19 protein-coding genes and 1 pseudogene are annotated in these 20,735 nt (G+C 47.1%); 17 read left to right on the forward strand and 3 right to left on the reverse strand.

What is annotated here, in order from left to right; all coding sequences use genetic code 11:
• Positions 1-51: 51 nt before the first annotated feature.
• Positions 52-708, reverse strand: a complete 657-nt coding sequence (locus Q337_RS0114750; protein WP_026472237.1) for a TetR family transcriptional regulator — start codon at positions 706-708, stop codon at positions 52-54.
• A gap of 219 nt (positions 709-927) precedes the next feature.
• On the opposite strand from Q337_RS0114750, the gene Q337_RS0114755 reads away from it, so the two are divergent.
• The 4 genes from Q337_RS0114755 (at position 928) to Q337_RS0114770 (ending at position 5,636) form a co-directional block, all read left to right on the forward strand.
• Positions 928-1,953 carry a ferredoxin reductase gene (locus Q337_RS0114755; protein ID WP_026472238.1) on the forward strand — a complete coding sequence of 342 codons (1,026 nt, stop codon included), beginning with the start codon at positions 928-930 and terminating at the stop codon, positions 1,951-1,953.
• Positions 1,954-1,996: 43 nt separating this feature from the next.
• Positions 1,997-3,160, forward strand: coding sequence for a fatty acid desaturase family protein (locus Q337_RS0114760; protein WP_034280610.1), 1,164 nt, complete (start codon positions 1,997-1,999; stop codon positions 3,158-3,160).
• A 321-nt stretch (positions 3,161-3,481) separates the two neighbouring features.
• Complete coding sequence (gene rph, locus Q337_RS0114765; protein ID WP_026472240.1) at positions 3,482-4,198, forward strand: ribonuclease PH; 717 nt, start codon at positions 3,482-3,484, stop codon at positions 4,196-4,198.
• 286 nt (positions 4,199-4,484) lie between these two features.
• Positions 4,485-5,636, forward strand: a complete 1,152-nt coding sequence (locus Q337_RS0114770; protein ID WP_026472241.1) for a PQQ-dependent sugar dehydrogenase — start codon at positions 4,485-4,487, stop codon at positions 5,634-5,636.
• 77 nt (positions 5,637-5,713) lie between these two features.
• Here Q337_RS0114770 and Q337_RS17990 read toward each other — a convergent pair whose 3' ends face one another.
• Positions 5,714-6,346, reverse strand: coding sequence for a hypothetical protein (locus tag Q337_RS17990; protein WP_051526931.1), 633 nt, complete (start codon positions 6,344-6,346; stop codon positions 5,714-5,716).
• A 77-nt stretch (positions 6,347-6,423) separates the two neighbouring features.
• On the opposite strand from Q337_RS17990, the gene Q337_RS0114780 reads away from it, so the two are divergent.
• The 4 genes from Q337_RS0114780 to Q337_RS0114795 are packed head-to-tail and all read left to right on the forward strand — an operon-like array spanning position 6,424 to position 10,052.
• Positions 6,424-6,867, forward strand: a complete 444-nt coding sequence (locus Q337_RS0114780; RefSeq protein WP_026472242.1) for a hypothetical protein — start codon at positions 6,424-6,426, stop codon at positions 6,865-6,867.
• Between the two features lie 24 nt (positions 6,868-6,891).
• Positions 6,892-8,436: a hypothetical protein gene (locus tag Q337_RS0114785; RefSeq protein WP_026472243.1), complete on the forward strand. Its 1,545-nt coding sequence runs from the start codon at positions 6,892-6,894 to the stop codon at positions 8,434-8,436.
• A 5-nt stretch (positions 8,437-8,441) separates the two neighbouring features.
• Positions 8,442-9,395: a hypothetical protein gene (locus Q337_RS0114790; protein WP_026472244.1), complete on the forward strand. Its 954-nt coding sequence runs from the start codon at positions 8,442-8,444 to the stop codon at positions 9,393-9,395.
• 45 nt (positions 9,396-9,440) lie between these two features.
• The gene (locus tag Q337_RS0114795) at positions 9,441-10,052 is read left to right on the forward strand and encodes an HAD-IB family phosphatase (RefSeq protein ID WP_026472245.1); all 612 of its coding nucleotides are present in this window, start codon (positions 9,441-9,443) and stop codon (positions 10,050-10,052) included.
• A 52-nt stretch (positions 10,053-10,104) separates the two neighbouring features.
• Here Q337_RS0114795 and nadC read toward each other — a convergent pair whose 3' ends face one another.
• Complete coding sequence (nadC, locus tag Q337_RS0114800) at positions 10,105-10,947, reverse strand: carboxylating nicotinate-nucleotide diphosphorylase (RefSeq protein ID WP_034280615.1); 843 nt, start codon at positions 10,945-10,947, stop codon at positions 10,105-10,107.
• A gap of 163 nt (positions 10,948-11,110) precedes the next feature.
• Between nadC and Q337_RS18485 the strand changes: the two genes are divergently transcribed.
• The 9 genes and pseudogenes from Q337_RS18485 (at position 11,111) to Q337_RS0114845 (ending at position 20,721) form a co-directional block, all read left to right on the forward strand.
• Positions 11,111-13,471, forward strand: a complete 2,361-nt coding sequence (locus tag Q337_RS18485) for a DUF1631 family protein (RefSeq protein WP_169733774.1) — start codon at positions 11,111-11,113, stop codon at positions 13,469-13,471.
• A 49-nt stretch (positions 13,472-13,520) separates the two neighbouring features.
• The gene (gene ampD, locus Q337_RS18000; protein ID WP_084494882.1) at positions 13,521-14,165 is read left to right on the forward strand and encodes a 1,6-anhydro-N-acetylmuramyl-L-alanine amidase AmpD; all 645 of its coding nucleotides are present in this window, start codon (positions 13,521-13,523) and stop codon (positions 14,163-14,165) included.
• 208 nt (positions 14,166-14,373) lie between these two features.
• Positions 14,374-15,282: an SMP-30/gluconolactonase/LRE family protein gene (locus Q337_RS0114815; protein ID WP_026472247.1), complete on the forward strand. Its 909-nt coding sequence runs from the start codon at positions 14,374-14,376 to the stop codon at positions 15,280-15,282.
• Positions 15,283-15,439: 157 nt separating this feature from the next.
• Positions 15,440-16,990, forward strand: a complete 1,551-nt coding sequence (gene murJ, locus Q337_RS0114820) for a murein biosynthesis integral membrane protein MurJ (protein ID WP_026472248.1) — start codon at positions 15,440-15,442, stop codon at positions 16,988-16,990.
• Between the two features lie 50 nt (positions 16,991-17,040).
• Positions 17,041-17,349, forward strand: a complete 309-nt coding sequence (locus Q337_RS0114825; protein ID WP_026472249.1) for a BolA family protein — start codon at positions 17,041-17,043, stop codon at positions 17,347-17,349.
• A gap of 94 nt (positions 17,350-17,443) precedes the next feature.
• Positions 17,444-17,827: pseudogene (locus tag Q337_RS18005) on the forward strand (SirB2 family protein); the annotation flags it as partial.
• 174 nt (positions 17,828-18,001) lie between these two features.
• Positions 18,002-18,835, forward strand: a complete 834-nt coding sequence (locus Q337_RS0114835) for a ParA family protein (protein ID WP_026472250.1) — start codon at positions 18,002-18,004, stop codon at positions 18,833-18,835.
• A 92-nt stretch (positions 18,836-18,927) separates the two neighbouring features.
• On the forward strand, positions 18,928-19,287 hold the full coding sequence (locus tag Q337_RS0114840; protein WP_034280713.1) for a hypothetical protein: 360 nt from the start codon (positions 18,928-18,930) through the stop codon (positions 19,285-19,287).
• A 162-nt stretch (positions 19,288-19,449) separates the two neighbouring features.
• Positions 19,450-20,721, forward strand: a complete 1,272-nt coding sequence (locus Q337_RS0114845) for a putative DNA modification/repair radical SAM protein (RefSeq protein WP_026472252.1) — start codon at positions 19,450-19,452, stop codon at positions 20,719-20,721.
• Positions 20,722-20,735: the final 14 nt, after the last annotated feature.

Here is a 20,735-nt window from a genome sequence, read left to right on the forward strand (position 1 = left end):
TGTTTGAGGCTTTTTTTACGGCTGTTTGTTTTAACTATACAAAGGCTAGACTCAGGACTTGTCGCCAGCTTCACTATTCCAGTTGGAAATGCCACGGAACATCAGTTGCGCCTGCTTGGTGGTGTTTTGAATCAGTTGTTCACGCTGTTCTGCTAACGTGGCTGGGTTATTTTTTTCTGGCAAATTCAGCCAGGTCATGGCCCAGGAAAACGACATATTAATCAAAATCGACGACATGATCTGCAAGTCCTGCGTGGCACCAACATGCTCAAAGGCAGGCAGTTTTTTCAGGTCTTCAGCCAGATCATCCACAAAAAAATGAATTTCACGCGCAATGGCATCACGCACGACCGATGAGCCACCCCAGCGCTCGCCAATCAGGAATAGCCAGTGCCGTGCGGACTGGTCAACGGCAGTAAAAAACCGTTCAATACTGAGCCGGGTTTTGGAACCTGCCTTAACGGTATATCCCTCACGCAGGCTGCGCAACAGATGATGCAGGCTAATCGACACCTGATCCACCAGATCATTGCCCAGCTCATCCATATCCTGAAAATGCCGGTAAAACGCGGTGGGAACAAGGCCAGCCTCACGCGCCACTTCGCGCAGACTGATCGTGCTAAAGGAACGTCCAGAGGTGCTTAAGGTCAGGGCCGCTTCCAGCAGGGCTTGACGGCTTTGTTGCTTGCGTTCGTCTCTGATCGACATTCAGACAGACCAAAAAAACTGATGAGGCAACAAGTTTAACAAAAAAAATAAACTTCTTTATAAAAATTCAGTGTACAGGTGTTGACTCAAATCTAAAAAACGCTATATTAGTGTACAAGTGTTCACAATACTAACAAGTGTTCACTAACGTAGCAAACTGCCAAATACGTGAATACATCCAGAACACCAACATCAGAAGATAAGCAAGAGGGCCGCATCATGTTACAGACCAGCAATTACAAGCCACACTGGATTCGCGAAGACTTTGTTGATTTTGTACTGGCCAAGGTGAATCCGATGTGGACCCTGCGTCGTACCATGGCACGCATTGAAAGCATTGAACCGATTGCTGATGGCATGATCAAGCTGACCTTGCGTACCAATAACAAATTTAATCAGTACCAGCCCGGCCAGTTTGTCATGGTAACTGTGCGGATTGACGGAGTGCAGCATCAACGTGCCTATAGTCTGGTGAGCCATCCTGGCGATTCAACCATTGTGCTGGGGATTAAAAAGCAGGGCCGTGTGTCCAACTATCTGGCCAATGATGCGCGTGCGGGTGATGTGCTGGAAATTACCCCTGCCATGGGTGAATTTACCTTAAAAAAACATGATCATCCGGTGTTGCTGATTTCTGCGGGCAGTGGCATTACTCCCATGATTCCATTGGCGAGACAAGCGCTTGAACGCTCTAAACTGCCGGTTACCCTGATTTATTATTCCCGTGATCCGGCATTCCGTGCCGAGCTGGAAGCACTGGCGGCCAAGCATTCCCATTTCAATTTGCACATTATTGTGGACAGTGCCGACAAGCCAGCCTTTTTTGATGAAGACACGCTGGATCAGCTGTGTGTTGATGCCAAATACCGCGAAACCTATGTCTGTGCCGCACCCGGCCTGATGAAAGCCACCCGCCAGATCTGGCAAAAACGTGGCTGGAGTGCGCAACTGACTCAGGAAAGCTTTTTACCCGTTACCGTGAGTGATGATGCACAAGCGGTTCCGGTGAATTTCCGCCGCAGCATGCAGGAATTTGAGGGCCGTGGCAACCTGCTGGCCAGTGCCGAAGCAGCAGGTTTAAAACCATCATTTGGCTGCCGCATGGGCATTTGCAATACCTGCGTGTGTACCAAAGTCAGTGGTGCCGTAAAGAATCAGCTGACTGGCGAAATTAATGACCAGAACAATGTGCAAATTAAGTTATGTGTGAGCGAAGCGGTCAGCCCTGTTGAAATTGACCTGTAAGCCAGCCCTTTAAAACGCAAACCAATATATTGAGTAAAAGATCATGAATAGCATTAATTATGACGCTGTAAAAGCCGCAAAAAGCAAAAGCCGTGCATTAAGCTTTGATGAGATTCAGGAATTTGGCCGTAAGATCGATGCCATTCGTGCCGAGACCATGGCCAAGATTGGCAAGGAAGATTCCGACTATATCTACAAGGTGCGTAACTTTGTACGCTACACCGAAATTGCCTCACGCGGCATGCTGATGTTTGGTGGCTGGATTCCACCGGTCTGGTTGCTGGGTACAGCCATGCTGGGTGTGTCTAAAATTGTTGAAAATATGGAACTGGGTCATAACGTGATGCACGGCCAGTTTGACTGGCTCAATGATCCCACCTTAAACGGTGCCAACTATGACTGGGATACCGTGTGTACTGGTGAAGATTGGAAATACACTCATAATTATATGCACCACACTTATACCAATGTACTGGGCAAGGATCATGATATTGGTTATGGCGTGATGCGCATGACCCGTGAGCAGGAATGGGAGCCGCGTTTCCTGTTTAATGTGCCCATGGGTATTTTCTTATCAACCGGTTTTGAATGGTTACTAGCCTTGCAACGTCTGGAACTGGAACAGGTGCTGTTTAAGGGTACTAAAACCTGGAAAGAAGTGTATGTACAATCTAAAAACCTGCGCAAAAAAATGTTGCGTCAGTTTGGCAAGGATTATGTATTGTTCCCGCTGATTGCTGGACCCATGTTCCTGCCGGTCATTGCAGGTAATTTTGTCGCCAACCTGATTCGTAATTACTGGGCATCTGCGGTGATTTACTGTGGACACTTCACTGAAGATGCCGAAATGCTTGAAGATAATACCGCCAATGAAACCAAGGCCGAATGGTATTTGCGCCAGATTCGTGGCTCAAGCAACTTTACCGGCGGCAAGATCATTCACTTCATGAGCGGTAACTTAAGCCACCAGATTGAACACCATCTGTTCCCGGATGTGCCTGCCAACCGTTATCAGGAAATGGCACCTAAAGTCCGTGCCGTGTGTGAAGAGTATGGCCAGAACTACAACTCAGCCAGCTTTGCCAAGCAGTTTGCCAGCGTGTGGGTACGTTTGGCTGAGCATTCACTGCCTGACCAGATGGTTGATAAAATCAAGGCTACTCGTGCCAAGCTGTCACTGAAGAACCTGTTTGCCCGCGCTGCTTAAATTGATTTAAACATTCGCGTCAAACCTGCAAGAAACCCTGTACCAGTTCATGGTTGCAGGGTTTTTTAACATCTGGCTGATTAGATAAGATAATTAAATAATAACTAAGTTAGCTGAGTAGGCTGGTAATGAATTAAAGAAATCAAACCCGATGAATAAAACAAAATTATAAAAAATGAATAAACCGGATTATTACTGTAGTGTCATCTTGGGTTGATACCATAGAGCAGTAAGCGCATTAGATCACGTTTGAGATTATCATCTTGTTTTGATGTGCTGTTATAATGCCTCTTAAAATTTAACGCCAGCCAAGGAAATCCTATGCGCTTTGACCAACGCAGTAACGATCAATTAAGACCTGTAACGTTTACCCGTCAATATACACGTTATGCTGAAGGCGCTGTGCTGGTTGAGTTTGGCAACACCAAGGTGCTGTGTACGGCCAGTGTAGAAAGCAGCGTTCCACGTTTCCTAAAAGGTACTGGCCAAGGCTGGATTACTGCCGAATACGGCATGTTGCCGCGCTCTACCCATACCCGCAATGACCGGGAAGCTGCGCGTGGCAAGCAATCTGGCCGCACACAGGAAATTCAGCGCCTGATTGGCCGTAGCCTGCGCGCGATGGTTGACCTCAAAAAACTGGGTGAAAATACCATTACCATTGATTGTGATGTATTGCAGGCTGATGGCGGCACCCGTACAGCAGCCATTACGGGTGGCGCGGTAGCACTGGTTGATGCATTGACTGCATTGCAGGCACAAAAAAAACTGAAAAGTGACCCGCTAAAAGGTCTGGTGGCAGCGATTTCTGTGGGCATGTATCAGGGTGAAGCCTTGCTGGACTTGTGCTACGAAGAAGATTCCAAGTGTGAAACCGATCTAAACGTGGTGATGACCCAATCTGGTGAATTTATTGAATTGCAGGGCACTGCCGAGAGCAAGCCCTTTAACCGCGCGCAATGCAACCAGATGCTGGAACTGGCTGAAAAAGGAATTGCCGAGCTGATTCTGGCGCAGCAAAAAGCACTGGGCTGGTAAGTCTGGTAAGTGCTGTCCTGGTGAACCTTGTCTTGATGAGCACTGTTTTGATAAATATGGCGCTAGCTTAAAGCTTAACCGGAAATTAAAAAAGGCGAGAATTATCTCGTCTTTTTTTATGTTGCAAAACTTTCAGGGTAGACCGTCACAAAACTCATGCACAGGTGGGTAAAAACTGTTTTATGGTCAATTTATGAGATGCTGATCTTCAATTGTTAATATGAAGCGACCCTATAAAAACGGGTGGACTGGCCGTATGGCTTTAAGCCACCTGACGGAGAAATCCATGCTTAAGCGTACAACCTTAACCCTGCTCATGGCTGGCCTGATGGCGAGTTTGGCGGCCTGCAATAATTCGTCCAATAGTGTGGCTGCGGAAGCTGCCCCTGTCGTGGACAGCAAAACCAGCTTTAGCAGCCGCAAAGTGGCTCAGTTTAATGAACCGTGGGCCATGAGCTTTTTGCCGGACGGCCGCTTACTGGTCACTGAAAAAAAAGGCCAGTTAAAGCTTTATGATATAAAAACTGGAAAAACCGGCAGCATTACTGGCGTCCCGCAAGTGGCTTATGGCGGACAAGGTGGTCTTGGCGACATAGTGCTACATCCGGATTTTGCCAAAAACGGACTGGTATATTTAAGTTATGCTGAAAGTGGTACAGGCGGCAAAGGCGCAGTAGTAGCACGCGGTAAGCTAGCACTGAACAACACGGGTGGCGGCCAGTTATCCGAGCTGCAAGTCATCTGGCGGCAAGTGCCCAAGGTCTCAGGCGATGGACATTTTGGCCACCGCATTGCTTTTGATCAAAGCGGCCTGCTGTGGATTTCCTCTGGCGAACGGCAAAAGTTTGATCCCGCGCAGGATATGCGCAGCAATCTGGGCAAAATCATCCGGCTTAAGGATGATGGCAGCATCCCGGCAGATAACCCATTTGCCAGTCAGGGCGGCGTGGCGGCGCAGGTCTGGAGCCTTGGCCATCGTAATCCACTGGGACTGGCCTTTAATGCCAAAGGTGAACTGTGGGAAATTGAAATGGGTCCCAAGGGCGGTGATGAACTCAACCTGATTGAAAAAGCCCAGAATTATGGCTATCCGCTGGTTTCTAACGGCGATCATTATGATGGCACGCCCATTCCTGACCACGACACCCGGCCTGAATTCAAGGCACCTGCCGTGAGCTGGTCTCCGGTGATTTCACCCTCCAGCCTGATGTTTTACAGCGGTAACCAGTTTCCAGCCTGGAAAAATAATGCCTTTGTTGGGGGCTTATCCTCAGAGGCGCTTATCCGCATTGAATTTAATGGCAACAGGACATATGAGGCTGAACGCTTTGATATGGGCGCACGTATTCGTGAAGTAGAACAAGGCCCGGATGGGTCAATCTGGTTGCTGGAAGATGGGCCAAATGCCAACTTACTGCAACTCCAGCCTAAAACATAGCGGCTTAAGTTTGATGGGCCGCTACCCTGCATTAGTCTGATTGAGTGTGGCGGCTTAAAAATATCGTTAAAGCTGGTTTAAGCAGTTGCTTTCACATGCTGCAAGAACTGCTGGGTTGGGGTTTGAAAATAAATATCAAAACTGGCACTCACTGTTTGATCTGCCTGACTGAATTTTTTAAAAATGGTCGTGAGCGGCGCAATATAAGTATTCATCCACTCACTTGTAGAGCGACATTGCTGCGGATTGCGTAAACTTTGCTGCAAATGTATAAGCTCCTGATAAATTGGGCTGATGTCCTCATTAAATACGAATAATTCCATGGTCATCGGGTCGATTGCATTGACCACAATATCTTCTGCAAATCTGCCCACCGTCTTTAGGCGAATGCCTGAACCAGTAAAACAAGAATAAAGCAGCCGGGTTTTTTCAAGTTGTGCATGCTCACCAATCTCCAGACGCCTTGCATCACAGGCATCACGCAATAATGCAGGTAATTGCTGAGGATTATTACTTTGTTGAAAAGATTTAAAAATTCGTTCAAGTGTAAGGCTTTCACCCGTACCAGTTATTATGCCCTGCTGCCAGAAACGGATTTTTTGTAAGGTATCGGCATGGCGACTCTCAGCCAAACTGTTTTCAATTGTCATGCGATTGTCGGCAGCCACTACTACACTGTCTTCAAGCTGGATTGCAATAATAAAAGTCATTTGGTAAAAATTCAGAGTTTGGTTAGAATGCGAACTAATTTGAATAATGCATCATAATTAAAGATAAGGCCAATAAGATGAATCAACAGCCAGCCTTCAATAGTTTGGAGATTGCCACGCCTGTATTAAGTGCAGGCGGCTCACAAGTCAAAATCAGTGCTAAAGGCATTGAAGTGATTACTGGCGGCAAGTTTGAAGCCAAAGCCGGGCAGCATCAGTTTTTGGGCGGGGAGAAAATTGATATTAGCGTACCAGTATTACCGAAATTTCAGAATAAAAACTGGATTGCTCTGGAGCATCTGGATGCAGATAACCGGCCATTTGCTAATCTGGGCTATAAAATATTCTTTGAAAATAATCAGACGATAGAGGGCAAACTTGATCAGCAAGGTAAGGCTTATCATGAAAATGTGCCGGAGCAAGCCATAAAAGTAGAATATGAGGAAAATACCACAATTAAAGATGAGCCTTGGGATACTTATGATTCTGTACTGGCTCAACTGAATAAGTTTGAAAAATAAAATGATTAGTAAAGTGATTACAAAATGACAGATTTTTTACCCTCAAAGAAAGACTTATTAAATGCATTAGCTTCTATTGCCGCACCTGTTAATAAAGCAATTCAAAAAGGTCAGGAAACGCTTGAGGATATTGCTGAATGGTTATGGGTAGTTATTCAGGGAGATTTTGCCGAGGAACAAAGCACTGCACAAATTGCCACAGGGACAGTTATTTCAATGATTCCCTTTGTGGATCAGATCTGTGATGTACGTGATCTTTGTGCGAATTGCATGAAAATTAAGGAAGATATTAATAATCCTTGGGTATGGGTTGGTTTAATCCTCACCTTAATTGGTTTATTTCCTGTTTTGGGTTCACTGTTTAAAGGCATTTTTAAAGTCATTCTGGCACCTGTGCGCCGTTTTATGCTGCGGCCTGCTACCAAAGCGCTTCAGTTTACAGGGGGCAATATTTATAAAATGGCTGAACCCGCCATTGAAAGCGGAATTACCGAGCTAAATAAATTTCTAGCCCGTCCAGCTGTTAAAAAAGCTATTAAAAGTAAAGGCATTACGAATATTTATAAATCCATTGCAACTAAAATTCGTGAAGTAAAAGCAGTTATTTCTACAAAAGAGTTGCTAAGTGTTTTTGACAAATTACTGGGTTATCTTAAGGAAACCGTTAATTTTATAGATAAATATGCCAGTCGCGGGGTGGGGATTAAAGCAAAAAATATGCTGAAAGACGTGGTTGAGATAAGAAATCTAGCCAATCAAAAGCTGGGTACATTTTTAAAACCAATACAAGATTTTTTAGAAAAGCTGGCAATCAGAATAGATAGGGAAAGTGATCAGGCTTTTAAAGCAACGACGAACGTGAGGAATTTGACGCAGTTTAGAAGAGTTTCCGAAGCCGAAGAGTTAGCAGCATTTAGAAAGAATAAACCAAATTGGGTATATAAAAAGGTGAAAGGACGTACGTTACCTTTTGAACCCGCAAAAGTAAATCCTAAAACAGCAGTGACACCTTTTCATCCTGATCTTAGTGATACGCAGCCTGCTTTAAAAAGCGGTTATGAGCATCCTTTAAAAAGCAAGTACAACACCTTTGCTGAAGGTTTAATTAAGGATAGAGTGTTTCACGAAGGTGAAGTTTTGGTAAGAGTTGTAGCACCAGGAAATTTAGATAACAGTATTTGCTGGATGAGAAAATCCGAGTTTTTAAAATTAAAAAGTCGTGAAGAATGGCGTGATAAATTTGCGGTTTGGGCGAAGTGGAACACGAATGGTGAGTACCTTGAATACACGGTACCTAAAGGAAAAAAGCTTTATGCATGGGAAGGCCCCGCTGCCTCTCAGCAAGAGGCTGAATTTTATTTAAGAGGTGGTGGCATACAAATTGTTTTAGACCCAGATGACCTTATTTCATCGGGCTTAAGTAAACGTAAATTAACCGGTTGGGGCTATGGTACAGACTCGTCGATTGGTGAATTCTCCGTGGTTGGTGTGCCTACATTACAGACCAATCTAGGAGATTATAGTTTGGCTCCGCGCTTAGAGCATAAACCTCAGACTACAGGACATTAAAAACAATGAAAAATTATAGCATTAACCCGAAAGAAGCCTATTTATTAGAGCAGTTTAGTTCCCTACAGTTTTTTGAAACCATGCGAAATAACTATCATCTTTTTTTAGATGGTTTGGAAGAGTTATTTGAAATTTATATGCATAACTTACCTTATAATTTACGAGATTTACCATTACCAGAACAGGCTGATATTAACTGGGGTGGGACTGTCTTGCCGAATTTGCGCGGTACTATGGATCGGATTAATTATGCGTATGCCAAAATCAAAGCAGGCGATTTTACTTATTTAGATTGTGTTGGAGAGATTCGTTCCAATGATAAAGGTTTAAGTGAGTTTTCTCCGCACTGGATGGATGATTTACCCACAGATAAGGTTTGGCAAACTTTTGATTATTATTCGAAAGCAAAGCAGTATGCTTCGATTATTGAATATACATATCCCACATCTTGGAAGAAAGACTTCCTTGCTAAAGAATTCCCCAGTTTAAGTCTATTTAGTAATATTGATATAGAGTTGCCAGCCTCCTATCCAATTTATCGCATTAATCCTGAGATAAAAATTAAAACAGGAGAAAAAGTAGTTCAAAAAGGTATATATATCTGTGAAGAATTAGACATGGGCTTAACATTTATTGCATTTAGTCCGGAGAAAGATAATGGTTTAGCACCTGAATACACTCGTCGAAATTCTGAGACGGGTGAAAATATGTACTTTGAAACTATGTGGACTTTGGTTGAACGAATTGCCGATGAAGGGGGATCTACTGAAACTATTCAGGCTGAAAACTTAAAAGGTTTTGGCGGAGAGATTTGCCCATACTCAGGCCAGTGGTGGAGTCCTGCTAATCAATCAGAAAAACGTTATTTTGAGCAAGGTGATACTTTTCCTAAACTGAAAAACAATTTCTGGGGTAAAACCATTTGGTATCTGGAAGTGACCAATCAGATTAAAGATTAAAGAGCAGAATATCCAACTATCTCAAAAACTAATAAAAGGAATATCATGACCAATATCGCATTGTTTGATTTTGATGGCACCATCACGCAGAGCGATACATTTACACCGTTTATTTATACAGTGGTCAATCCCAAGCGACTCAGATGGGGCAAGCTAGTATTATTGCCTTATATCTTGGGATACAAACTGGGACTTTTATCAGGTTCAGTAATCAGGTCAAAAATCTTTAAATTTGGATTTCAGGGAGCTGATGCTGCGCTGTTACGCAAAGCCGGCCTTGAGTATAGCCAGAATGATCTGCCACAAGTGCTTCGCCCGAATGCTATGCAGCAGATTAACTGGCACTTGGCGCAAGGCGATAAAATTGTAGTGGTTTCTGCGTCAATGGATGTGTATTTAAAGCCTTGGTGTAAATTACATGGGCTGGATTTGATTTGCAGCGAAATAGAAGAAAACCACGGTATGTTGACAGGGATGTATAAGCATCAAGATTGTAGTGGCATCATCAAGAAAAACAGAATACTTGAAAAATATGACCTCTCTGATTTTGAAGAGGTCTATGTTTATGGCGATACCATTGAGGACAGGGAAATGCTGTCACTGGGCAGCAAACGGTTTTATCAATGGCAAGAAGTAGGCAATGATTTTTTTGTCTGAAATATAGAATAAACGCAGGCTGGGCATTGTACCCAGCAGGTTCATGCGTAACTTACTTCACCAGTCGCATTGACAAATCAATGGCTTTCACATCCTTGGTCAAGGCACCCATGGAAATATAATCCACGCCAGTTTGCGCCACTTCACGCAGGTTATGCTTGCCAATATTGCCTGAGGCCTCCAGCTTGCAGCGCCCAGCCACGTGCTTGACAGCATCTGTCATTTGCTGGTTGCTAAAGTTATCCAGCATTACAATGTCAGCACCCGCAGTAAGCGCCTGATCCAGCTCATCAAAGGTTTCTACTTCCACCTCCACGGGCTTGCCGGGTGCAATCTGATGTGCAGCCGCGATTGCCTGCGCAATACCACCCGCGGCCATGATGTGGTTTTCCTTAATCAAAAACGCATCAAACAGGCCAATGCGGTGATTTTGTCCACCGCCAATCGCCACGGCATATTTTTGTGCAATCCGCAGGCCGGGCAGGGTTTTGCGGGTATCCAGCAATTTGGTATGCAGGCCATCAAGCAGCACCACATATTCAGCCACCTTGGTTGCCACAGCAGATAAGGTCTGGATAAAGTTCAGGGCCGGGCGCTCGCCAGTCAGCAGGCTACGGGCATTGCCTTCTAGCTCTAGAAAAGCCTCGTTGGCCTTAAGCTGCGCGCCTTCAGCATGCAGCCAGTTGAGTTTAACCGCTGGATCAAGCTGTTCAAACAGGGCATTGACCCAAGGCTGGCCTGCCAGCACCATGTCTTCCCGGGTGATTACGACAGCCCGCGCCTGTTCATGTTCGGGGATCAAACAGGCAGTAATATCACCCGTGCCGATATCTTCATTTAAGGCCTGATTAATATTATGTGAAATCGCGCATGCAAGCAGCTCAGAAGAGATCATATCGCCAACCAGAAATTTGAATAAACTAAGATAAAACAACAAATATTCGTGTAAAATCGTGACCGATTATACATAATTCAAGCGTTAAAAAACTCGCCAAGAATCGCCAAACAAGTATATAGTAAGCGTTCAAGGATCGATAACTGTATTAGTGTGTATGGCCATGAGTAGTCAAAATCAGATACCGAGCGGATCTGCAATATTGCTGCGCTTTAGTGACATATTGCGCCCTCAAGTGCTTGCATATTTTCAAACCAGATTTCAGTCGTTTCTTGCTGAGCTGCCTTCCTATCTGATGACAGCATGTGAAGGAATACCTGATGGTCAGCAACAGGCCTATCTGGACATTATTGTATTATTGCGCCATCGCCGTGATGAGATCAATAGTCAGGTTACCGGGCTGTTCAATGAAAAATGGCAAAACTTCCAGCAACTGGCGCATCAGCCTCAGGAGCAAGGCACGCCTGCGCCTGTCATGTCGCTGGATTCCATTGCACTGGTAGGTTCTGACGAGCTTGAACTGAATGTTGTTATCGAAACCTTATCCACCCGTTTGCTGCATCAGGCCGATCAGGTTATTACTGATGCCTTTAACCGCCTGAGCGCTTTGCTGCCTGCCCTGAAATATGCTGACCAGTTGCCTTTTCATCCCAAGGTCTTATTACACTTGGTGCCGGAGTGCTTTGGTGACAATAACCTGACCATCCTGCAAAAAACTGTCTTGCTGCGGCAGTTTGCCACGCTGTTGGACATGCGCGAAGTAACTGCCCTGGTGAGTAATGCACTGGAGCAGGCGCAAATACCTGTGCCGGTTGTTGCTACCCGGGTGAGTGATGACAGTAGCTTTATTGAGGAAGAAGAACCCGATCTGGTGGATGTGCTACGTGATATCCGTGACCTGAACCAGAAAAATGCAGGTAGCGGCTCGGCAGATGGCAGTGGTAATGGCAATACCAGCGGGCAGGTGACTGAACTTAATACCGATCCGAATTCACCGTTGCTGCAAACCACCACCACAGGTGGCATTGTGGTTGATCCGGCGCGTCTGGTGCAACAGGCTCAGCATTTTGCCCAGATTAGCCAAAGTGTGGCCAGTGTACCCTTAATGCCACAAAACATTTTTCCGCTGGCGCAGGAACAACTAATTGCCACCACCGAGCTGATGACCCGCCTGAGCAAGTTGCAGGACATCCAGCCGCTCACGCCAGTGGCCGTGAATGCCGATATTCCTTCCGTGGCTGAAGTACGTGAGCACATTCGCGGACAATTGCAAAATGATGAAGACACCGTTGAGCTGATTGGCCAGAAAGACACCGATATCATCAATCTGGTATCGGCCATGTTTGACTATATTCTGGATGATCAGGATTTGCCGACGGCCATGAAGGCACTGATCGGTCGCTTGCAGATTCCCATGCTGAAAGTTGCCTTGCTGGATGACCAGTTTTTCAAGACTGAAAAACATCCGGCCCGCTTGCTGCTCAATAGTCTGGCCAAGGCCGGGGTAGGCTGGGATGAAAAAGCACCCGCATCGGACATTCTCTATAAGAAAATTGAAGAAACCGTTTTTAAGATCCTGACTGATTTTACCAGCGACATGAGCGTGTTTACCGAGTTGCTGGAAGACTTCAACAAGTTTTATGAAGAACAGCAGGCACGCATTGCCCTGATAGACCAGCGTACCCGTGAGGCAGAAGAGCGCCGCGCCAAGGCTGAACTGGCGCGCAGTGAAGTGCAACTGGTGTTAAACCAGAAGCTGACTGGCCGCCGCCTGCCCATGGCAGTGATTCGCCTGTTGCAGGAAGGCTGGCGTCATGTGCTGTATTTGTCCTTCTTGAAGGATGGCAAGGATGCAGAATCATGGCGGCAGGCGGTGAAGGTGGTGGACGCGTTAATCTGGTCGATGATGCCGGTTAAAGAAGATCCGGCATGGCTGGAACGCTTAAAAAGTGTGGCGCCCAAGCTGAGCAACAGTTTAAAAAAAGGACTGTCTTCGGTCAATTTTGATCCCATCAAGTCTGAAAGCCTGCTGCGTGAAATTGACCGGGTGCATCAGGAAACCATTGATGGCCTTGAAACACCCGTGGTTGAAGTGCTGACCGAAGATCAGGATGTGCGGGCTGATGGCGTAGATCGGATTGCAGTCGATCAGGCAGTGAGCGGCTCAGCCAGTGACTTCAAGAGTGTGGTGTTGCCCAAATCGGAACTGGTGGATTTGTACCAAGGCGAAACTCTGCCTGCCAGTGACAAGTATGTACAAATGGTCAAGCACCTGAAAGTGGGGGCATGGATTGAGTTTAGTGCCACCGATCAGCTGGAACGTCACAAGCTGGTGGCGCGTATCCGCAGTATGGAAAAGCTGATTTTTGCCAATCGGCGCGGTATTAAAGTGGCTGAAATGTCACAAATGCATCTGGCGGTTGAGCTGAGTCAGGGCCGTGCCCGTCTGGTCGATGACCAGCCACAGATTATTGACCGTGCCCTGCAATCAGTGGTGGGCGGCCTTAAACAACTCACCGCCTAACCTGTAAAGTCATTCTTACTTTTATTTTAATCAATGAGGTATTGCATCAATGGACACTGGCACTGACCATGACGCATTACCTTTTCCTGCTTGGTCACCCTTGACGATTAATCCGGATGGCTGGTTGCAAGCTTCCTGCCCTGATAGCGGCTGCCCGATTTCAATCCGGCATGTGGTCTCTCCCAATTTTAACCCACGCCCTGAGCAGGCCAGCGTCCGCCTGATTGTGCTGCACAATATCAGCCTGCCGCCTGCCCAGTTTGGTGGCGGTTATATTGAGCAGTTTTTTCAAAATCAGCTTGATGCCAATGCCCATCCGTATTTTCAAACCATCCATGAACTGAAAGTATCAGCGCATGTGCTAATTCTGCGTACCGGTGAAATTATCCAGTTTGTGTCATGCAATGACCGGGCCTGGCATGCGGGACGCTCCAGCTATCTGGGCGTGCCGGAATGTAATGATTATTCGATCGGAATTGAGCTGGAAGGCACCGATGATCAGCCATTTACTGATGAACAATATGTGGCTGTGATTGCCGTTATTCTTGGTATTCAGCAGGCTTATCCCCACACCCGGCAGCATCTGGCAGGGCATTCTGATATTGCACCCGGCCGCAAGACTGATCCGGGCCAGCATCTGGACTGGCAGCGGATTCGTCGGTCCATCGCCACTTATTATGCGGATGCCTTATAGGAAAAAGCCAAGGGGCAGCTATAGCTACTATCCAGTCAGCTACTGTCCAGTTTGAAATTTGAAAAATAGACGTTTAAAACGAAAAACACCACACCGGTAAAGTGTCAGGTAAAGCCATTAACGTTAATGGGTTATGCTCACTGTACTGGGCTGTTTTAGCAAGGAAGTTATTTTGGAAAAGAAGCTATTTTAGAAAGGAAGCAATGCGATGCTCTATGCCTGCCAGCGATTGCCCGTACCCGGTGTTGCACCGGAAGATGTGGCTATTTTACCCAGTGGCGAGTTGGTGACTGGCCTTGCTGATGGCCGAATTTTCCGGATTAATGCCACCACAGGGGCCAGCCAGTTAATTACTACGCTGCAAGGGCGGCCTCTTGGCATTGAAGTGCAAAATGAAAACCATCTGATTGTGTGTGACGGCCAGTTGGGTCAGTTACTGCGGGTCAACATCTCCACGAGTGCAGTGCGGGTACTGGTGGATCAGATTAATGGCAAACGGATACGGCTGTGCAACAATGCCAGCATTGCCCGTGATGGCCGGATTTTCTTTAGTACTTCATCACAGCATCATGCCGTAGATGAATGGCAAATGGATCTGATTCAGCATCCCATGAGCGGGGCGCTGCATTGCCTATACCCGGATGGTCATGTGGAAACCCTGCTAGACAAGCTAGCTTTCGCCAATGGTGTGACCCTGTCGTCCGATGAATCCATGGTGCTGGTGGCAGAAACCGGAAACAATCAGGTGATGCAGATGAATATTGTGTCAAAGCATGCCAGCCTGTTTAGTGCACTGCCCGGCGTGCCCGACAATATGTCCACGGGTCAGTCCGGCATCATCTGGATTGCAATTCCCAGTGCCGCTGACTGGCGCCTGCACTGGCTAAAAAAATTGCCTTATGGCATGCGGACAGGCTTGGCTCATACGATTGGCCGCCTGAACATGCCAGTGAAGCGACATGCACAGGTGCTGGGTTATAACGCTCATGGCAGGCTGGTGCATAATATTGAAATCAACCCAGCTGACTATCACATGATTACGGGCGTGCGCGAACATGCAGGCAAGCTATTTTTAAGCAGTTTGCATGAAGATGCCATTGGAATTGTGCAGTTATAATCCCGAATTGCTGCAGGCAGGTGATTGGCCAGTCACTGGTAAATAGTCACCTGCAAGGTTAGCGTGAATTAAAACACTGCCAGCGCAGCGATATTACAACGGCTGCTGTTAATTTCATCTACAATAGCGCATTTTTAGTCAGCAGTTGCTTGGGGATATGGCTTTGTGGCGCTCGACCTTTATTTTTAGTGCAATGACCATGCTGTCGCGTATTCTGGGCCTGGTCCGGGATATGGTCTTGCTGAATGTATTTGGCGCAGGCGGGGTATTTGATACTTTTGTGGTGGCCTTTCGCATTCCTAATTTTTTCCGTCGCCTGTTTGCCGAAGGGGCATTTTCACAAGCCTTTATTCCGGTACTCACCGAATATAAAACCCAGCGCGCCCATGCCGAAGTTCAATTGCTGATCAGTAGTGTGTCCGGTACGCTGCTCACCATTTTAATGCCGCTGACCATTATTGCGCTGTTTGCAGCTCCCGCCATCATGTATGTGTATGCGCCGGGCTTCCATGACAACCCGGAAAAATTTGGCATTGCGGTTGAGCTGTTCCGGCTGACCTTTCCCTATTTGCTGTTTATGTCGCTGACGGCTTTTTCCAGCAGTATTCTGAACAGTTATGGTTCATTTGCCAGCACGGCATTTGCCCCGGTTTTGCTCAACATTACCCAGATTGCAGCAGCGTGGTGGTTTGTTGATTTTTTTGAAGGCAAGCAGCAAATCATGGTGCTGGGCTGGGCGGTGCTGGTGGCAGGTATGCTGCAACTGGCGCTGCAAATTCCCGAGCTATGGCGTAAAAAATTGCTGGTGCCACCCAAGGTAGACTTTAAGCATGAAGGCGTAGAGCGTATTTTACGCCTAATGCTGCCCGCCCTGTTTGGCGTATCGGTGACGCAAATTAACCTGCTGCTCAACACCATCTGGGCATCTTTTATGCAGGATGGTTCGGTGTCGTGGCTTTATACTGCCGAGCGTATGACTGAACTGCCGCTGGGCCTGATTGGCATTGCCATTGCCAGTGTAATTTTGCCGTCACTGTCAGCCCAGCATGCTGAAAAGAACCATGAAAAATTCCGCAACATGATTGACTGGGCGGCGCGGGTGATCATGCTGGTGGGCATTCCATCCAGCCTAGCCATGACTGTGCTGGCCGAACCCATGATTCAGGCGCTGTTCCAGCATGGGGCGTTTAGCGTGCGTGATGTAGAAATGACGGCATGGGCCTTACGCGGCATGTCGGGTGGGATTCTGGCCTTTATGCTGATTAAAATCTTTGCGCCCGGTTTTTACGCCCGGCAGGACAGCAAGACCCCGGTAAAAATCGGCCTGATTTCAGTGTTTGCCAATATGCTGCTTAACGTGGTACTGATTGGAACATTTAAACTGATGCACTGGGATGCTGCCCATATTGCACTGGCCATTTCTTCAACGGGATCAGCGTTTGTCAATGCAGGCCTGCTGTACTGGTACTTGCATAAACAGCAGGTGTATCGCTTTGGCAGCCACTGGAAAAAGATCTTTGTGCAGTACGGATTTGCGAATGCTGCCATGGTGGCTGCCCTGCTGGCAACGATACAATTTTACAATGGCGATGTGTCGCAATGGATGCGCATTATTGAGCTGCTGGCCTTGTGTGCGCTGGGTGCGCTGGTGTATGGCATTGCGCTGTTGCTGGCCGGATTTAGACCGCGCCAGCTGCGCCATGACTAGATTCATGACTCACTTTTGCCAAACTTTATTTTTAACAGGATGAGGTAGCCATGACCTTACAAACCGAACTTGAGCAGCGCTTGCAGGCTTTATCCCCTACGGAATTGCTGATTGAAAACGAGTCACATGGGCATGGTGGCTATTTTCCTGGCAAGGAATCACACTTTAAGGTGGTGGTGGTGAGCAGCCAGTTTGAAGGCTTGCGGCTGGTACAACGGCACCAGAAAGTGTATGGCGCGGTGGGTGATCTGATTGCACCCAGCCGCATTCATGCACTGGCCATTCACGCCTATAGTCCGGATGAATGGACGGGTGATGCACCAGACAGCCCGCAATGTGCGCATCAGCCTAAATCCTAAATTTAAACAGCATATTCAGGCAATTGCTTTAAAAAACCTTTACTTTAAATAGCCAAAGCGCGACCTATCACGCAATGAAATAAGAGGACATGGGGTGGATTCACACTTAATTTTAAAAATTATTCACATGACCTTCGGCAGTCTGGCGCTGATTACCTTTTTAATCCGTGCTGCCTTGCTGTTCCGTGTACCGCAAAACCAGCCCGGAAAAGCAGGCCGTATTGTGCTGGTGGCCTTGCAGCATCTGTCCTTTACCGTGCTGATTATTACCGGCATGGTATTGTTATACCAGAACCAGTTTGTGGTGCAGCCATGGTTTTATGGCAAGATCATTTTATTTGTGGTGATTTTATCGGCTATCATCAAGGCGTTTAGCAAACGGGACATGAGTCTGGCCCAGCGTAAGGCGGGTGCTTTTGTGGCGGCGGTTGCCTTTGCCGGGTTGCTTACGCTGGTGGTGTTGAAACCTGATTTTTCCGGTAACGCGGCTTCCCAGCAAATTGCTCAGTCCGCTGCTGTTGACCCGCAAATTCAACCAATGCAGCAAAATCAGTTAACCAGCACGACTGTTAGACAGTCTGCAACAAATTAGCCTGACAAATAAACTAATCTCAGAATCAGGCAGGCCAGCTTTCATTTAAGGGGAAAACAAATGCGTCGTGTAGTATTTAATCAAAAAGGTGGTGTGGGCAAGTCCAGTATTACTGTCAATCTGGCAGCGATTAGTGCAGCCCGTGGCAAGCGCACACTGGTGATTGACCTGGATTCGCAAAGCAATTCCAGCCAATATTTGCTCGGTGAAAAAGCCACCTATGGCCAGAATAATCCGGTGCTGGAACCCAATATTGAAACTTTTTTTGATGAAGTATTAAATGCCTCGCAAGGCAAGGGCCTGATTGGCTCGGCGCTGGGTTCCATTCTGAAAAACAAGGAACGCGGTCTGGATGCAGTGATTCACAGCACGCCATTTGACAACCTGTTTGTGATTCCTTCCAGCCCGAATCTGGGCGCGCTGGAGCATCCGCTACAAAGCAAGCACAAGATTTTTAAACTGCGCGATGCCTTAAATGAACTGGCTGGCCAGTACGATGAAATTTTTATTGATACGCCGCCCGCCTTTAACTTTTTTACCCTGTCGGCATTAATTGCAGCGGAAAAAGTGATTATTCCATTTGACTGTGATGTGTTTTCCCGCCGTGCCCTGCAAACCCTGCTGGAAAATGTGGTGGAAACCCGCAGTGACCATAATCCGGCGCTTGAAGTAGAAGGCATCGTGGTGAATCAGTTCCAGAGTCAGGCCAAGCTGCCACAGCAGGTGGTACAGGAACTCAAAGACGAAGGGCTGCCGGTGTTTGATACCATGCTGCCAACCTCGGTGGTGATGAAGGAATCGCACCAGAAAAACCAGCCACTGATTCATTTAAATGTAGATCATAAACTCACACAGGCTTATGTGAACCTGTTTGATGAAATCAGCAAGGCTTAACGTGAGCTGTTTAAACTAATGGGAAGGAGTGTGCCATCGTGGCTTTAAAACATCGGGCTTTACCACATCATGTTTTATCTTTGGGCGTGCTGATGGCCAGTGTGCTGGTGATGACTGGCTGTGCCTCTAGCGTAAAGCCCATGTATGTGTCACCTACCCAGTATCAGGCGCTCAACTGCGCCCAACTGCATGCTGAATATGGCCGCATTGCGCAATATATCCAGCGTGGCGTGAGCAGTCCTAAAACGACAGGTGTTGGGGTAGGCTTGGGTGTGGGCGGTATTTTTGGCCGTGGCGGTGGCTGGGGTATTGGCCCCAGTGTGTCCGTGAATATGGGCCAGTCGCAGCGCACGCAAAATTCCGAGCTGTCCCGTGTGCTGGGAGAGCAGGATGCCATTGCACAGGCGGCACAGTTTAAGGGTTGCCCGATTATGGCCGCCATTAAAAAGTAACAGGATAAAAGATTTAAATTATAAGAAGCCGGGTAAATTGTCCGGTTTTTTTCAACCCTGATGCAGACACAGCCTGTCGCGCTGAATTTCCCCTGCCTTTTAACCCTGCTTTAAATCTTGTTAAGCTAAAAATCATCATTACTGCCCAGCAAAATTATCATCATGTCTGAACGCATCCGCGAAAAACTGCAAATTCTGGCCGATGCCGCCAAATATGATGTGTCCTGTTCATCCAGTGGCAGTAACCGCAAAAACACTAGCAAGGGCGGTGGCCAAAAAGGTGTGGGGGACACGGGTTCCGGTATTTGCCATACCTATACCGAAGATGGCCGCTGTGTGTCGCTGCTGAAAATCCTGTTTACCAACGTGTGTATTTTTGACTGTGCCTATTGTGTGTCACGCCGCAGCAATGACATCAAGCGCGCTTCGTTTACCGTAGATGAAGTGGTGCAGCTCACCATGAATTTTTACCGGCGCAATTATATTGAAGGCTTGTTTTTAAGCTCGGGTATTTTTAAAAACGCTGATTACACCATGGAACGCATGCTTCAGGTGGTGAAAAAACTGCGGCTGGAAGAACATTACAACGGCTATATTCATTTAAAAACCATTCCCGGCGCTAGTGAGGCTTTGATTCAGGAAGCCGGACTGTATGCTGATCGCATGAGCATTAATCTGGAAATGCCCACCGAAGCCGGGCTTAAATTGCTGGCACCGGAAAAATCGCATGCCGAGGTGAAGCATGATCTGGGCATCGTGCACCGCAATATTGTGCAGTTTAAACAGGATCGCAAGCTCATTCGCAGTACACCAAAGTTTGTTCCCGCAGGTCAAAGCACGCAAATGGTGGTAGGTGCAACCGCAGATACGGATAAGGATGTGCTGTTGCTGGCTGATCAGTACTACAGAAATTTTCAGCTTCGGCGCGTGTATTATTCGGGCTACATTCCCATCAGTCACGACCAGCGCATGCCTGCCATTGGCACACTGCCGCCCTTAATCCGGGAAAACCGCCTGTACCAGACCGATTGGCTGCTACGTTTTTATGGTTTTGGCGTGCAGGAAATTGTCAATGAACAGCATCCCAACCTTGAGCTGGAAATTGATCCCAAGCTGGCTTGGGCCTTGCGTAATCCGCATTTATTCCCCATTGACATCAACCGGGCCGATTACCCGATGATTTTGCGGGTGCCGGGCATTGGGGTGAAATCAGCGCGCAAGATTGTACAGGCGCGGCGTTTTGGCAAGTTGCATAGCGATCAGCTGCAGCGCATGGGCGTGGCCTATAACCGGGCACGACATTTTATCCGCTGTGCAGATACGCCATTTAGCCTGCGCAATCCTACGCCTGAACAAATCCGCAGTAGCATTCTGGCGGTGGCCAATTCCAAGTATGCCGCCACCCTGTCACCACAGTTGCAGCTTGGCTTTTAAGTCATGTGTTTTCA

The sequence above is a fragment of the Alkanindiges illinoisensis DSM 15370 genome (assembly GCF_000619845.1).
Classification (GTDB): Bacteria; Pseudomonadota; Gammaproteobacteria; order Pseudomonadales; family Moraxellaceae; genus Alkanindiges; species Alkanindiges illinoisensis.

Bases quoted from the DNA above. Each gene is read 5' to 3' on its own strand.
- Q337_RS0114840 (WP_034280713.1), top strand. From the start codon at position 18,928: ATGGCCAGTGTGCTGGTGATGACTGGCTGTGCCTCTAGCGTAAAGCCC.
- nadC (WP_034280615.1), bottom strand. From the start codon at position 10,947: ATGATCTCTTCTGAGCTGCTTGCATGCGCGATTTCACATAATATTAAT.
- Q337_RS18485 (WP_169733774.1), top strand. From the start codon at position 11,111: ATGAGTAGTCAAAATCAGATACCGAGCGGATCTGCAATATTGCTGCGC.
- murJ (WP_026472248.1), top strand. From the start codon at position 15,440: ATGGCTTTGTGGCGCTCGACCTTTATTTTTAGTGCAATGACCATGCTG.
- Q337_RS0114750 (WP_026472237.1), bottom strand. From the start codon at position 708: ATGTCGATCAGAGACGAACGCAAGCAACAAAGCCGTCAAGCCCTGCTG.
- Q337_RS0114845 (WP_026472252.1), top strand. From the start codon at position 19,450: ATGTCTGAACGCATCCGCGAAAAACTGCAAATTCTGGCCGATGCCGCC.
- rph (WP_026472240.1), top strand. From the start codon at position 3,482: ATGCGCTTTGACCAACGCAGTAACGATCAATTAAGACCTGTAACGTTT.
- Q337_RS0114755 (WP_026472238.1), top strand. From the start codon at position 928: ATGTTACAGACCAGCAATTACAAGCCACACTGGATTCGCGAAGACTTT.
- ampD (WP_084494882.1), top strand. From the start codon at position 13,521: ATGGACACTGGCACTGACCATGACGCATTACCTTTTCCTGCTTGGTCA.
- Q337_RS17990 (WP_051526931.1), bottom strand. From the start codon at position 6,346: ATGACTTTTATTATTGCAATCCAGCTTGAAGACAGTGTAGTAGTGGCT.
- Q337_RS0114770 (WP_026472241.1), top strand. From the start codon at position 4,485: ATGCTTAAGCGTACAACCTTAACCCTGCTCATGGCTGGCCTGATGGCG.
- Q337_RS0114780 (WP_026472242.1), top strand. From the start codon at position 6,424: ATGAATCAACAGCCAGCCTTCAATAGTTTGGAGATTGCCACGCCTGTA.
- Q337_RS0114825 (WP_026472249.1), top strand. From the start codon at position 17,041: ATGACCTTACAAACCGAACTTGAGCAGCGCTTGCAGGCTTTATCCCCT.
- Q337_RS0114835 (WP_026472250.1), top strand. From the start codon at position 18,002: ATGCGTCGTGTAGTATTTAATCAAAAAGGTGGTGTGGGCAAGTCCAGT.
- Q337_RS0114795 (WP_026472245.1), top strand. From the start codon at position 9,441: ATGACCAATATCGCATTGTTTGATTTTGATGGCACCATCACGCAGAGC.
- Q337_RS0114785 (WP_026472243.1), top strand. From the start codon at position 6,892: ATGACAGATTTTTTACCCTCAAAGAAAGACTTATTAAATGCATTAGCT.
- Q337_RS0114760 (WP_034280610.1), top strand. From the start codon at position 1,997: ATGAATAGCATTAATTATGACGCTGTAAAAGCCGCAAAAAGCAAAAGC.
- Q337_RS0114815 (WP_026472247.1), top strand. From the start codon at position 14,374: ATGCTCTATGCCTGCCAGCGATTGCCCGTACCCGGTGTTGCACCGGAA.
- Q337_RS0114790 (WP_026472244.1), top strand. From the start codon at position 8,442: ATGAAAAATTATAGCATTAACCCGAAAGAAGCCTATTTATTAGAGCAG.